Here is a 14,613-nt window from a genome sequence, read left to right as displayed (position 1 = left end):
ATACACATGGATGCACATTTTTTGAAGAGTGCAAGTGATTTAAAAGATTGTCCTCAAGATAATATCCCAGAGATTTGTTTCATGGGAAGAAGTAATGTTGGTAAATCAAGTTTGATTAATGCTTTTTTTAAAAAGAAACTGGCTAAAACTTCAGCAACACCAGGTCGAACACAATTACTAAATTACTTTGAATATAAAGACAAAAGATTTGTTGATTTACCAGGTTATGGCTTTGCTAAAATAAACAAAAATAAGAAAGATTTTATTACTAATTTACTTACCCAATTTTTAAATTTTCGTAGTAATCTAGTTGGTGTTGTTTTGATAGTAGATAGTGGAGTTGTTACTGTTCAAGATCAGGAAGTGGTTAAAATTATTTTGCAAACAGGATTGAACTTTTTGATTGTTGCTAATAAATTTGACAAACTAAATCAAAGTGAAAGATATTTTTCGCTTAAGAATATTGCAAATTTTTTAAAAGTTAATTTTGATAAATGTGTTTTTGCAAGTACAAAAACACATCATAATCTTGCTTTAGTTCACAAAAAAATTTTCGAATTATTCGTTGAAGATGAAAGATAAATTTAGTTTTCAAAAAAACTATGATTTCAACTTAGTTAGTGATGGGCTTTATGAAATTTGAAATAATGCTGGTTTTTTTAAACCTAAAGATAAAAACAATTCTTTTACAGCAATTCTTCCCCCTCCAAATCTAACAGGTACTCTTCATATTGGTCATGCTTTTGAGGTTAGTATTACTGATCAAATCATGCGTTTTAAAAAGATGCAGGGATTTAGTATTAACTGAATTCCTGGCTTTGATCATGCTGGCATTGCTACTCAAACGAAATATGAAAAAATAGCATTAAAAGAAAATCAAAAATATTTTGATGCAGATGATGATAAAAAATCTGAAATGATCATGAATTGGGCATTAAATCAAAGCGAAATAATTAAAAATCAACTAAAGAGTTTAGGAGTTTGCTTAAATTGATCTGAAACTAAATTCACGCTTTCAGAACAAGCTAATAAAATTGTTAACAATTGTTTTAAAAACCTTTATGAAAACGGTTTTATTTATCAAGCATACACGCTTGTTAATTGAGATACAAAATTGAATACTGCTATATCAAATATTGAAGTTATCAATAAACCTGTTAATCAACATCTTCATTATGTTGTTTATAAACTAGCGAATGATAGTAAACAAGAACTAATAGTTGCAACAACAAGACCAGAAACTATCTTTGCTGATGTTTGTCTATTGGTAAACCCAAAAGATAAGCGCTATACTAATTTCTGAAATAAATTAGTAGTTAACCCTTTAACAGGAAAACAAATTCCTGTTGTAACAGATAGCTATGTTGACATTAAATTTGGTACAGGAATATTGAAATGTACTCCTGCACACGACTTTAATGACTATGAAATCAACACTAAATATAAATTTGATTTTCTAAGCTGCATTGACAGTAACGGTATTCTCAATCAAAATGCAAGTAAATTTCAAGGCCTTAGTGTTTTACAAGCAAGAAATAAAATTGTTAAATGATTAGAAAAAAATAAATTACTTGTTAAATCAATACCATTAACTAGTAATGTTGGTTTTTCTGAACGCAGTGGCACTGTTGTAGAACCCATGCTTTCAAAACAGTGATTTGTTGATTTACCAAAGTTAAAAGATCACTTATATTTAAAAAAATATCCTGATTTTATTCCCAAACGCTTTAATAAGCAAGTGTCAAATTGGTTGAATAAACTCAAACCATGGTGTATTTCAAGACAGTTAATTTGGGGTCATAAAATTCCTGTTTGATTTGAAAACAATACAGGTGAAATAGTTGTTGGTGAAAAACCTTCAAAAAATTTACAAAACTACACTAGATCAAAAGATGTACTTGATACTTGATTTTCTTCTTCGCTTTGACCTTTAATTTGTTTGAATTGAGAACAGGATGACTCTTTTCATGAAACTGAGCTTTTAGTTACAGGTTATGATATTCTATTTTTCTGAGTTTTAAGAATGTTATTTAACTCCTTTTTTGAAACTAAAAAACTGCCATTTAAAACTGTTTTAATCCACGGTTTAGTACGCGATGAACAAAATCGTAAGATGTCAAAATCACTGAATAATGGCATTGATCCTGTTGATCTTATTAGAAATTATGGAGCGGATGCAGTGCGCTTATTTTTGTGTTCAAATCACACTCCAGGAGATGATCTAATTTTCAGCGAACAAAAAATAAAAAGTGCATGAAATTTTTTAAATAAATTGTGGAATGTTACTAAGTTTGTTATCCAACTAGAAAATGATCAAGAAATTAGTTATGACTTGGACAAACTTTCATTAAGTGAAACTTGAATCTTAGCTAAATTAGATAAAGTAATTCAAAAAATAACTAAGCTACTAGATAAATTCCAGTTAGCATTAGCAAACCAAATTCTTGTTAAATTTGTTTGGGATGATTTTTGCAATACTTTCATTGAAGCAATTAAAAAAGAACCAAATCAACTAAAACCACAGCTTTTTTATACTGCTAAATCAGTTTTATCTAATATTGCTATTTTGCTTAGTATCACTGTTCCTTTTTTATCTGAGCGTATTTATCAGCAATTTAACAATAAAAGTGTTATGCAAGCAACATGACCTCTTGCAACTAAAATTAAAATTCCCAAACTTTTTGATCTTGTTTTAGCTGCTATTAATGACTTACGCAATTACAGAAAACAGTACATGCTTAATTCACAACAAAAACTAGTTGTTATCTTATCTGGTAAAAATGCTGTTGATGTTAAACAATACTTTAACTTTAGTTGAATTGAACTGAAAATTGAAACTAATAAAAAAGTTAGTTTTAAATACCAAATTGTTGATGATACAACCCAAAGACTTAAATCTCTACAGAAGCAACAAGCTTTTTTTGAAAGTGAAGTAAAACGTAGCCAAGCTATTGTTAAAAATAAAAGCTTTCTAGAAAAAGCACCCAAAGAAAAGGTAAAAAGTGAATTTTTAAAATTGGAAGAATATCAAAAAAAACTTACTGAAACCAACCAATTAATTGCTAAATTAACTAAAGCTCATTAGAATTAACAATAAAAATTAGACTTTTAATTATTAGCTATGAAGAAAGTTATTATTGTTGATGCTTCTGTAACCCCTTCTGGTTCTTACACCCACCTTTTATTAGATCGTTTCCTTCAAACTTATAAAAAACAAAATAGTAGTGTTGAATTTATTGATTGAAATTTAAATGAATTACCAGTAGGTAAGATATCTTATAATACCCAAAACGCTAGTAATTTTTTTAGTTTTGAAAATAGTGATTATTATATTGATGCTCTAAAAACAGCTTATGGAATTGTTATCCTTGCACCAATGACCAACTTTAATTATCCTGCTAGTTTAAAAAACTTTATTGATCATGTCTTTGTAGCTAATAAAACCTTTCAAGACAAATATGTTACTAAAGGTGCTTCTAAGGGATTACTTACTAATCTTAAGGTAGTTGTTTTAGCGTCACAAGGTGCACCATTAGGATGATACCCTTGAGCTGATCATGTTAGTAATTTAAAGGGCTTGTTTGGTTTTGCAGGTGTTACACATTTTGAGAGTGTTTTAATTGATGACACTAAAATTCTTTACAAAGATAAAAACAAGCAAGAGGTAGTTGATCTGTTTGCACACAAAGTTGACCAAGTTGCTAATAATTTTTAATCTTACATGCCACGTAAGCATCTAATTGCTAATCAAACTAATAAAAAACAACAAACAAGTGCAAAACAACTTCAAAAACTAGCAAAAAGAATAGCTTCAGCTGTTAAAAAAGGTGGAACTAATATCCAGTCAAATCCACATCTAAAAGTTGCAGTTGATCTTGCTTTAGCTAAGGGTCTAAGCATGGATTCAATTAAAAGAAATATCCATGGTAGTGAAAAAGATACAACTAAAATTAGCGAGTTTTGTTATGAGATTTTTGGACCAAATGGTGTTGGAATTATTGTGTTTGGACTAACTGATAATCCTAACCGTTTACTCAGTAGTTTAAACGGTTATTTAGCTAAACTAAAAGGACAATTAGCCAAGCCAAATAGCGTCAAGATTAATTTTCAAGAAGAAGGGATTATCTTTGTTAATAAAAATAACTATTTGAAAGATGATCTAATTGAATTATTAATTTTGGACAATATTAACTTAATTGATGTTGATTATGATGAAGAGTGTTTTGAAATTAGCTTGCATTCAAATAGTTATTTTCATGCAAAGGAGCTGTTGAAAAAAAACAATTTTTCAATAGTAGATAGTGAAATTAAATTGGTACCTCTTTTAACTGTTGATTTAGATAGAAATCAGCAAACTTTATTATCACGTTTTCTCAATGCTTGTGAGGAAGATGATGACATTCAGTTTGTTGTTCATAATGCCAACCCATGGGAAGAGTAGAAAAATTTCGCTTTTATAGACAAAGTTTTGATAACAATAAGATAGTTAAAAAAGCTTTAATTAACGCTCAGAAGAACACTGAAAGCTGAAAAAAACAGCTTAATAAAATTAATCAGAAAATCTTGATTAATTACCATCCTTTTAGTGAATTTAATAAAAATCCAGTTAAACATCACACTGAACCAAATAAACTGTTTAAAACACTTCAGGAATTAATAGTTGATTTAAAAAATACTGACTTTAAATTATTAGAAGAAAAAGTTGATAGGATGTGGTTAAACGCAGCATATAACCAAACTTCTAGCGGTTATGAAAGCTGAATTAGTGATGATAAGGGAATAGAAAAGATTAACCACTTAAGTAAATTTTATGAAGCTAATGAGAAACAATGATTAAAAAAAACAAGCAATTTAACTAGTGATTTAAAAGAATACAACAAGATACTAACAGTTTTTTCAACTGAAAGTTTTGCTTTTAAAAAAAGCATTGATAACATCGAACCTAATTTGTTTAATGCTAATAAGGCTATTTTTAAGAACTTAGTGATAACTTTAATAAGTTTCATGCTGTTTAGCATTTTGTTTTTTCTTATTTTTTTGATTGTTAGTTTTGTTTCATTTGTTTAAATTTAGTTATGAATTGACAAATAGCAATTGATGGTCCAAGTAGTTCTGGAAAGTCCAGTGTTGCTAAAAAAATAGCTGAAGAACTTGATTTTTTTTATTTTTCTAGTGGAAAAATGTATCGTGCCTTTGCCTATGTAATGCAAGTGAATAGATTAAATATTGATCTTTTTTTAAAAATCATTAATCAAATTAACTGACGCTTTGAGAAAGATGCTGTGTATTATAACAATGCTGATATTACAACAGTTATTACAACCCAATCAGTTGCTAACATTGCTAGTAAAATAGCTGTTGATCCTAACATTAGAAAAATTGCAGTTATTAAACAACAGAAACTAGCAGAAAATAAAAACATAGTGATGGATGGTAGAGACATAGGAACAGTAGTTTTAAAAAATGCTCAATTGAAGTTTTTTTTAGATGCTAAAGTTGAAATTAGAGCGCAGCGAAGATTACAAGATATGGGAATTTCTCTATCAAATGAAAAAAAACTAAAGGAACTAATTCAAGAATTAAAGCAACGTGATCAAATTGATAGTTCTAGAACTGCAGACCCATTAAAAAAAGCCCAGGACGCTATTTATCTTGACACTTCTGAACTAAGTTTTGATGCAGTAGTAAAACAAACCCTCAAAGAAGCAAAGAAGGTTTTTAAACTTTAATTTGTGTTTACTGTTGCAATAATAGGTCGTACAAACGTTGGTAAATCAACTTTATTTAATCGCTTAATTCAAAAGCCAATGGCTATTGTTTCAGATACTCCTAACACGACAAGAGATAGGATCTTTGGAATTGGTGAATGGTTAAAAAGAAAGATAGCTTTTATTGACACAGGTGGATTAATTGCAAAACAAACTCCCTTGCAACAACTAATTGCATTACAAGTACAAGCAGCACTTAGTCAAGCCAAAGCTATTATTTTTTTAGTGTCACTACAAGAACAACTAAATAGCGATGATTTTTATGTAGCTAAGGTTCTTAAAAAAAATAAGGATAAACCAGTAATACTAGTGGTAAATAAAGCTGAAAATTTTAACCCTAAAACTGCTGAAGAAACATTAAAAGATTATTACAGCTTAGGGTTTGGAAGACCAGTTGTTATTAGTGCTGCTCATGGAATTGGAATTGGTGATTTAATGGATCTCTTAGTTAAACAAAATCAATTACTCCCTAATGAAAATAATGATGATTTAGCAAAAATAAGGTTTTGTGTAATTGGCAAACCAAATGTTGGTAAAAGCTCACTTATTAATCAACTTGTAAAACAAAATCGTGTTTTAGTTTCAAATGAGAGTGGTACAACTAGAGATGCTATTGATGTTCCTTTAAAAGTTAATGGTGAAAAATTTCTTTTGATTGATACTGCTGGTATTAAAAGAAAAGGCAAAATTAACATGGGAATTGAAACCGCATCTTACATCAAAACAAAGCTAGCTATTGCCCGTAGTAACGTTATCCTTTTGATGGTAGATGGATCAAAACCTATTAGTGAACAAGATGAAGTGATTGGTGGATTGGCACAAGCTGCACTTATCCCTGTTATTATTCTTGTGAATAAATGGGATCTAGTTTTAAAAAACAATAACACCACAAATGCATATAAAAAAATGCTGAAATTGCATTTTAAACACCTCGATTTTGCGCCTGTTTTGTTTATTAGTGTTTTGAAAAATCAGCGCTTAAATACTATTTTTGAACAACTTAAAATTATTCAAAGCCAACTTGAAACTAAGGTTGCAACACCACTTTTAAATGATGTTATTCAGCAAGCACAACTTTACAATCAACCTCCACTTTTTAAAGGCAAGCGTTTGCAGATAACTTACGCAGTACAAACCAAAAGTCAAATTCCCCATTTTGTTTTATTTTGCAATGACCCTAAGTATCTTCATTTTTCTTATGCACGTTTTTTAGAGAATAAGATTAGAGAAAACTTTGGTTTTAATTCTGTACCTATTAGCCTTTACTTTAAATCAAAAAACGCACGGATAAGAACAAAGCCAGAAGTTTAAGATAATATACTTATTTATCTAATATTCCAACATAATCCATGGCAGTAGATAAGGAACTTGAAATTAGTGATTTTGATAATGAGCTTGATGAAAAAACACTTTTAAAAGAATTAGTACAAAGAACTAATAATATCCTTTTTTCACCATCTAAAATTACTGCTATTCCCTTTGAAAGAAATTTATTGGAGAAAACATTTTTTGGTACTGTTGATGAAGCTGAGAAAGAAAAGTCAATAGTTTCTTTTTTTAATTGGATGATAGATTTAAAGGTTTTAGATAAAAAATGGGATAAGAATGTTTTAAATCATTATGCAAATCAACTTAAAACTAGAGAGGAAGAGCAACAGACAGTTGATCAAACTATGGCTTTTCAAGAAGTTGATGATCAATCAGTTTTAACCAAGGAAATTAAAACTGGTTTTCAGGAACTAAAACCATCAGTGATTACTGCTGAAGATGATAAGGATGAGATAAAACCAGAAGCTACTAAACAAGTATCTTTTGAAGAGTTGTTTAACCAACCTAGTGAAGAGATTAATGAAACAAAAAAACCAGAAGTTCAAATATTTTCAACTGATAAGGTTAAAGAACCTGAACAATTTGATGATTTCTATTCCATTGAAAATTTAACCAAAGCTATCAATCCAGTTCATAAAACGATCCAATATGATCAGAATGATGATCAACCTTTTGTTGTTAAAAGGATCTTAAAAGAGCAACATCCAACAAAAAAAGTTGATGAATTGGATGACTATAATAACAAAGAGCTTTTATTGGAAAATGCTGATTTAAAAAAACAAATCGATGATCTTAAAGAGAATAATAATGATCAAATATTTGATTTAGAACAGGAAATCGATGATCTTAAAAGGAGGTTATCTGAGGAAAAAAGTAAGCACTTACATACCAAGAAATTACAGGATGATCTTTTGCAAGAAAATAGGGATTTATATGAGCAACTGCAAAATAAACCAGTTGCTATTAATCCTTTAAGTGATGAAGTTAATGAAGAGTTGGAGAATTTAAAACAAGAAAAAGCTTTGCTTTCAGATCAATTAGATGCATTGAAAAATAAGAGCAGTAATGTTCAACAACAATTAGCTTTATTACCAGTTTTAAACAACCAAATAAACGAACTTCAAAACCAGTTACTAACAGCAAGAGAAGCAAACCAAAGATTGGATCTAGTTGAACAAGAAAATGATTTTTTGAAAAATGAACTGAAAAAACTCCATGACAACACATCTAATGATGAGAATGAAAAATATGATGATCTTTTAAATCAGTATGAACTACTTTTTGATGAGAATGAAACAAAATTTGATAAATTGCAAGTGAAACAACAAGCGCTAAACTTAGATTATCAAAAAACAATTTCAGCACTTAAACATGAAAATGATGTTTTATTAGATGAAATTGAGTGAACAAGGTCTAAAGATAATGACTTCAATAACACTAAAAATTCATTTGAAGAACAGAAAAAAGCACTCGATGAAAAACTTAATGGTTTAACAATTCAAAATCAACAACTGCAAGACAAAATTGCAGAGTTAGAAGAATGGAATGAAGAGAAGAGTAATTTAAATACCAATCAGTTAGTAAATCTCCAACAGCAACTCAAAGACTCTCAAAATCTTTTTAATGTTGCTCAAGATAAATTAGCCACGCTTGAAGAAGTTAATTTAGCACTTAATGAAAAAATTAATGATTTAGAAGATGAATTATCAGGCTCTGAGAATAGCAATAACTTATTAGCAAAGCTCCAAGCTGATCATGAAATCTTACAAGAAAGCTATGGCAAATTAAAAACTGATTTTGAAAAGCTTAAAAAGAATAAATTGAATGATGCTAATGAACAATACCAAGATTTACTCTCTGCTTTTGAAGAAACAAACAGTGAATTGGAGAAAGCCAAGCAAAGTTTAAGTGCATCTGATAGTGAAAATAATCAGTTAAAACAACAAATAAATTCACTTGAAAATGCTAAAAAAGAACTTCAATTTACTCCAGTTACCAGTGATGAACATCTTGATGAACTAGAAACATTAAAAATTGAAAAAGAACAACTTTTTTTAGAAAACCAAGCACTGCAAAATCAGTTGCAATATTTCAATGACATTAGTGCTAATCAAACTGAAGAGATCAAAGAAGCTAGTGATGAAGATAAACCAGTTGAAATAAAAAAACCACGAATTAAAAAACGTGATTTTGTTATCCAAAATAAGGATGATAAACTCGCTAAACTTTCTAAGAAAGAACGCATCCAAGCATATGCAGAACGTTTAGCTAAAATCAATGCTAACGAGTAATAAAAATACTCTTTTTAACTCAATATTTGCCTTTAAACCTAAAAAAAGAAAAAACGTTTTTATTTTTTTACATGGATTTGGAAGCGAATATGCCAGTTTTAGTCGTATTTTTAGCTTGTTTAAAAAGAAAAAGTGGCCTTTCTTTACTTTTAATTTTCCCGGTCATGGAGACAATGAATCAACAGATACAGATCAATTAAAACTAAACCACTTTGTTGATTTGGTTTGTGATTTTATTGTTCAAAAAAAACTAAATAACGTCATTTTAATAGGTCATAGTATGGGAGGTGCTGTGGCTGTTTTAGTTAACAAAGTTATACCACTAAAAATTAAGGCTTTAATATTAGTAGCTCCTATGAATCAAACTTCTTTCTCAGTTAATAAAAAGCGGATTTTAGATACTTTTTTTAAGCGTAATAACAGCAACCATAAGGATTTTGTTGAACATGAAGAAAAACGTAAATCACTTTTGAAAATAGCTATCAATGCATTTAAAAAAAGAACTACCTTTAAAACACTTTACAGTGATATGGTTCAAAACGCTAAATATGGTAATGACTCACTTGAAAGGGCTTATGAAATGATTGGTAATAAACCTACCTTAGTTATTTTAGGAGCTAATGATATTGTCACGCCAACCAAAGCTTCTGTAGACTATCTAGCTAATAAAAGTGACAAGATTATTTTTAAGGTTATTGATGGTGTTGGTCATTCACCACACGACTCAGCGCCTAAACTTTTTTTTGATTATGTGCTAGAGTTTCTAGATAATTTAAAGAAACAAAGGTACTAAGGAGATTAATTCATGAAGAAAACAGCTATCATCACTGATTCAACTGCTTCTATTAAACCTGGGGAGATTAACGGCGTTTACATCTTGCCTTTACAAGTAATTGTTGATGGTGAAAAAAGCTTTCGTGATGGGATAGAAATTGATTATGATCATGTTCATAAACTTCTAAAAGAAAACCCACATGGACTTAACATCTCAACTTCCTTACCACGTCAAAGTGATCTTCTTAAGATCTTTGAAGAGATTAAAACTAAGTATGATCGCTTTATTTTTCTGCCTTTAAGTAAAGGTTTAAGTGGTACTTATGATATGTTGGTTCAATTAGCAAAAGAGCTTAGTGAACAAAATAAAGACAAAGAATTTTTAGTGTTTGAAACTAGTGATATTGCTATTTCTCTAAAATGATTGGTCGAAGATATAAAGGCATTGGTTGACAAGGGTTGTGATAATCAAACAATTAAAGCAAAGGTTGAATCACATAAACAAAATATCCTTTCTGCAGTTACTTTAAAAAACCTAGTGCAAATGCGTAAAGGTGGGAGAATCTCTGGTTTGAAAAAGTTCATTACTACTTTACTAAGAGTTAAACCTATTATCTTGTTTGACAAGGGAGTTAATACTCTAGGAGCAAAAGTTTTTAGTTTTAGTCAAGCGGTTGAGAAGATATTTGGTTTTGTTAAAACTAAGTTTGGTGATAACTACAAAATTAAACGGATCGGTTTTTGCTATTCTTTTTGTAAAAATTACGCTAATGAAATTAAAAAAATAATTACTGATTTCATTGAGCATAATAAGATTAACTTTCAAAATGAAATTGAAAATGCTTTCATTACAAGTGTGATTATTGTTCACACTGGCATTGATGCTTTTTCTATTAGTTTACTTATTGACAATAAATAATTAAGATAATTTAATTATGGCTGTTAAAAGAAGCACACGACTAGGTTGTAATGAATGTTCTGAGATTAATTATTTAACCTTTAAAAACGTCAAGAAAAATCCAGAAAAACTAGCACTTAATAAGTTTTGTTCACGTTGTCGTAAGGTAGTATTGCACAAAGAGGTAAAACGTAAATAATGATTAGTGAATTACAACAAAAAATTACAGTTCTTAAAGATCTTTTAAAAACCAATAAAGCTGATGCTATCCTAATTGGTTCTGATCAAAACCGCTTTTGATTAACTAATTTTCCAAGTAGTGCAGGGTGGTTAATCATCACCAGCAATAAAGCAAAATTGTTTATTGATGGTAGGTATTATGAAGCAGCAAGGAACTTTATTAATCCTATTGTTGAAGTTGAATTATTTGTTAGTTTTAAACAAGTTAAAGCTTTTTGTGAATCTAATGGTATCAATCACCTTTTAATTGAGGGTGACTATCTTACCTTTAACTATCAGGATTGAATTCAAGCTATTTGTAAACAATACACAGTAATTAATGCCCAAGAGATTAGAAGAGTAAAGTTGCCTAGTGAGATTCAAGCCATTGAAAAAGCAGTTGATATTACAAGAAAAGTAGCAGTTAAGTTAAAGCGTTTTATTAAACCAAAAATGACTGAGCTTTTCATTTCACAATGGATTACTAATGAGCTTGTGAAGCAGGGTGGGGCTAAAAACTCATTTGATCCTATAGTAGCTACTGGTAAAAACGGTGCTAACCCACATCACAAACCAACCAAAACAATAGTTAAGGAAGGTGATTTTATCACTTGTGATTTTGGCACCATTTACAACGGTTATTGCTCTGATATTACAAGAACCTTTTTAGTTGGTAAAAAACCTAAAAGTGCAAAGTTATTATCTGCATACAAAAAAGTTGAAGAGGCTAATTTGGCTGGTATAAATGCAGTAAACACTACTTTAACAGGTTCACAAGTTGATAAGGTGTGCCGCGATATTATTGAAAACTCTGAGTTTAAAGACTTTTTTGTGCATAGTACTGGTCATGGCGTTGGTATTGATATCCATGAAATGCCAAATGTTTCCCAATCTTACAACAAGTTATTGTGTGAAAATGGGGTTGTAACCATTGAACCTGGGATCTATATTCCTAACCTTGGTGGAATTAGGATAGAAGATATGGTACTTGTTAAAAAAGAAAAATCAGTTTGATTATCTAAATCTATCCCACGTGCTTTCTAAAAAGAAAAATAGTGGTGGTGGTTGGATTAATAAGATATCTGATAAACTCAGTGAAATAAATGTCGCTGAGTATCAAGTTGTTTCCAAACACAGTAACTATCTGTTTTACAGCAGGTTTGGCTTACTTGATACTTTTGTTTACTTTTTATTTTTTCTCTGCTTTTTTCTAAACAACGTTTTGTTTTTAGCTGGCGTTTTTCACACTAAACAATTCACTTTTAACGAAGTTAACGGCTTTAATCAGTTTTACCTTTTTTGAACTGTTGAAAAACCAACTGATATTATTCAAGCTAGTATTACTTATCAGATTAGTCAATATGGAATTGCTAACTTAGTTTTTGGGTTAATTAGTTTAGCATTATTAGTTTTTCTAAGTTTTAGATGAACTGTTTCATTATTTTTTAAAAGTCAGACTACTAAGTGAGAGCGCATTGGCTATACTACTGGATTTTTTATCAGTATTGTTGTTTATCTCTTATGGATCTTGCTAATGGTTTTATTTTTGGTGTTATTAGACCAACAGTTTTTTGAAAGAGATACACAAAAAATTCAATCAGCAACGCGGTTTAGCTTGTTTTTTAATGTTGAAAATAACAATGGTGTTTATCTCTCTAAATTAAATAGTTTTGGTGTATTTGCTACCGCTTGAGCGATTAGCTTAGTTTTTTATTCTTTCTTTTTTATAGCTATCTTTGCTTTTAATTACAACAAAACCAAATTAAAACAACTCTTTAAAAAGAGTAAGGCAAAATAAAAACTCCCAACTAGGGGAGTGTAAGGCCAACTTAAAGTTGATAAATGGTGGAGATGACGGGAATCGAACCCGTTTCCATAAAGGACACAACAAACAGCTTCTACATTTTAGTTTTGTGGATTTTTGTCTTGTTTCCAATTGATCACAAAACAATCATGGAAACAACAAGTTCTATTTTTAAAGGTTAAATTGAACGATTTAACCTCGAGTCATAAACTATGACAGCTAGCAAACTATGACTATTCACCAGCTGTAGCTTTAGTATCTACTTATGCAAAAGCAAAGTTAACACTTGCTTGTTGGTTAATGATCAAATTTGGATCTACCAACACTTCGTTATTTTCTTTGTCGGTTATTGAACCTAGCGCTGTAAGGGGCATACCCCAATGCTACTGTTTGTCTATCAGCATTATGTCAAACCCAAAACATCCCCAACACCAAATTATAATTTTGACGCTGTCGGTTAGTTGCTGCTTTAAAGATATATTTAAAGTAGAGGAAAGTCCATGCTTGCACTTGCTGGAATGCAAGTAGTGTTTGTGTAAATCAAAGCGATAAGATTTAGGATGTGATAGCCATAACGACATAACTAGTCTAAGGTTAATACTATGATGATGTTTTGAAAGTGCCACAGAGACGAGCTTGGTGAAAACCAGGTATGAAACGCGGTAAACTCCACAAGCAAGAAACCTAAATTTTGGTAAGGGAATGTTGCTTTAAGAACAAATAATTAAAGTAATGACAGCAATTGCTGTAGATAAATAACTGACTTTAAAACAGAACATGGCTTATTGACAGCATGCTATCTAAAAAAAGGATCATGATGATCCTTTTTTTAATTTTTATTTTTGGTTTTAGGATTGATGTAATTTAAGTACTTATTTAAACTTTTTTGTTGACAAACTGCAGTGATAATATCCCCTGGTTGGATCTCAGTATTTGGTCCTAAAGGAAAAACAACAGTTTTATTACTGCGCATGATGGAGATAATGTTAGCATCGGTGTTTTGCCTAAAGTTAATCTCTTCTAACCTTTTGTTAAAAAAAGCCTTGTTGTTAACTGCTGAACGGATGAAAATTATCTCATTACCAAGGTTGATAATTTCATTTTCAAGCCCATGGATTAAGCGGATAACCAGATTTTTACCAACAATCTTTTCAGGGATCAAAGCTTCTCTAATTCCCATTGTGCTTAACACCCTTTTATGTACTTCATTTTTGGCTTTAGCAATAATGTTTTTTTGTCCTAATTCCCTTAAATTAGCACATATCATGATGCTCGCTTCTATGTTGGTAACCCCAACAATAACCCCAGCAAATTCATCAATTTGTAACTCTTCTAAAGCAGTTAGATTACTAGCATCACAACAAATAACATAATCAAACTGTTGCGAGGCGGTGTCAGTTTTTTTATCATCAAGATCAATTAAAAGTAAGTTAAAGTTGTTTTCTTTTAGTGATTGTGCAACCTGCATCCCAAATCTACCTAAACCAATAATGCAAAAATCTGCACGTTTCATACCTTGGTAAAATTATA

The 14,613-nt window shown here is 30.2% G+C and carries 14 protein-coding genes and 2 other RNA genes; 14 read left to right on the top strand and 2 right to left on the bottom strand.

The annotated features are described in order from the left end of the window. Positions 1 to 6: 6 nt before the first annotated feature. Genes yihA through MG_RS01975 form a run of 13 tightly spaced genes read left to right on the top strand, consistent with a single transcriptional unit; the run spans position 7 to position 13,077 of the window. The gene (gene yihA / locus MG_RS02035; RefSeq protein ID WP_010869438.1) at positions 7 to 582 is read left to right on the top strand and encodes a ribosome biogenesis GTP-binding protein YihA/YsxC; all 576 of its coding nucleotides are present in this window, start codon (positions 7 to 9) and stop codon (positions 580 to 582) included. Further along, positions 572 to 3,085, top strand: a complete 2,514-nt coding sequence (valS, locus tag MG_RS02030) for a valine--tRNA ligase (protein WP_010869437.1) — start codon at positions 572 to 574, stop codon at positions 3,083 to 3,085. The genes yihA and valS overlap by 11 nt, the downstream gene beginning before the upstream one ends. A gap of 36 nt (positions 3,086 to 3,121) precedes the next feature. Continuing rightward, positions 3,122 to 3,715: an FMN-dependent NADH-azoreductase gene (locus MG_RS02025; protein ID WP_009885986.1), complete on the top strand. Its 594-nt coding sequence runs from the start codon at positions 3,122 to 3,124 to the stop codon at positions 3,713 to 3,715. 6 nt (positions 3,716 to 3,721) lie between these two features. Beyond that, the gene (locus MG_RS02020; protein WP_009885985.1) at positions 3,722 to 4,441 is read left to right on the top strand and encodes a YebC/PmpR family DNA-binding transcriptional regulator; all 720 of its coding nucleotides are present in this window, start codon (positions 3,722 to 3,724) and stop codon (positions 4,439 to 4,441) included. Continuing rightward, complete coding sequence (locus tag MG_RS02015; protein ID WP_010869436.1) at positions 4,429 to 5,067, top strand: MPN477 family protein; 639 nt, start codon at positions 4,429 to 4,431, stop codon at positions 5,065 to 5,067. The genes MG_RS02020 and MG_RS02015 overlap by 13 nt, the downstream gene beginning before the upstream one ends. Positions 5,068 to 5,075: 8 nt before the next feature. After that, positions 5,076 to 5,729, top strand: coding sequence for a (d)CMP kinase (gene cmk, locus MG_RS02010; protein WP_010869435.1), 654 nt, complete (start codon positions 5,076 to 5,078; stop codon positions 5,727 to 5,729). Positions 5,730 to 5,732: 3 nt separating this feature from the next. Next, positions 5,733 to 7,079, top strand: a complete 1,347-nt coding sequence (der, locus tag MG_RS02005; protein WP_009885980.1) for a ribosome biogenesis GTPase Der — start codon at positions 5,733 to 5,735, stop codon at positions 7,077 to 7,079. Positions 7,080 to 7,117: 38 nt separating this feature from the next. Further along, entirely contained in the window at positions 7,118 to 9,388 is a 2,271-nt protein-coding gene (locus MG_RS02000; protein ID WP_010869434.1) for an MG328/MPN474 family protein, read from the top strand. After that, complete coding sequence (locus MG_RS01995) at positions 9,375 to 10,181, top strand: alpha/beta fold hydrolase (protein ID WP_010869433.1); 807 nt, start codon at positions 9,375 to 9,377, stop codon at positions 10,179 to 10,181. The genes MG_RS02000 and MG_RS01995 overlap by 14 nt, the downstream gene beginning before the upstream one ends. A gap of 12 nt (positions 10,182 to 10,193) precedes the next feature. After that, positions 10,194 to 11,081, top strand: a complete 888-nt coding sequence (locus MG_RS01990; protein WP_009885962.1) for a DegV family protein — start codon at positions 10,194 to 10,196, stop codon at positions 11,079 to 11,081. 16 nt (positions 11,082 to 11,097) lie between these two features. After that, on the top strand, positions 11,098 to 11,259 hold the full coding sequence (gene rpmG, locus MG_RS01985; RefSeq protein WP_009885961.1) for a 50S ribosomal protein L33: 162 nt from the start codon (positions 11,098 to 11,100) through the stop codon (positions 11,257 to 11,259). Next, on the top strand, positions 11,259 to 12,323 hold the full coding sequence (locus MG_RS01980) for an aminopeptidase P family protein (RefSeq protein ID WP_009885960.1): 1,065 nt from the start codon (positions 11,259 to 11,261) through the stop codon (positions 12,321 to 12,323). Before rpmG ends, MG_RS01980 begins: the two co-directional genes overlap by 1 nt. After that, entirely contained in the window at positions 12,268 to 13,077 is an 810-nt protein-coding gene (locus MG_RS01975) for a hypothetical protein (protein WP_009885959.1), read from the top strand. The genes MG_RS01980 and MG_RS01975 overlap by 56 nt, the downstream gene beginning before the upstream one ends. Before the next feature lie 45 nt (positions 13,078 to 13,122). On the opposite strand, the gene ssrA is transcribed toward MG_RS01975, so the two are convergent. Then, positions 13,123 to 13,510: a transfer-messenger RNA gene (ssrA, locus tag MG_RS02790) on the bottom strand. Between the two features lie 22 nt (positions 13,511 to 13,532). On the opposite strand from ssrA, the gene rnpB reads away from it, so the two are divergent. Further along, positions 13,533 to 13,873, top strand: an RNA gene (gene rnpB, locus MG_RS02785) — RNase P RNA component class B. A gap of 39 nt (positions 13,874 to 13,912) precedes the next feature. Here rnpB and MG_RS01970 read toward each other — a convergent pair. Continuing rightward, complete coding sequence (locus MG_RS01970) at positions 13,913 to 14,596, bottom strand: potassium channel family protein (RefSeq protein WP_010869432.1); 684 nt, start codon at positions 14,594 to 14,596, stop codon at positions 13,913 to 13,915. Between the last annotated feature and the right edge of the window lie 17 nt (positions 14,597 to 14,613).

Origin of the sequence: Mycoplasmoides genitalium G37 (genome assembly GCF_000027325.1) — a bacterium.
In the GTDB taxonomy this organism is placed as follows: domain Bacteria; phylum Bacillota_I; class Bacilli_A; order Mycoplasmatales; family Mycoplasmoidaceae; genus Mycoplasmoides; species Mycoplasmoides genitalium.
The sequence above is the reverse complement of the archived record's forward strand: the minus strand, read 5'-3'. Positions and strand labels throughout refer to the sequence as shown.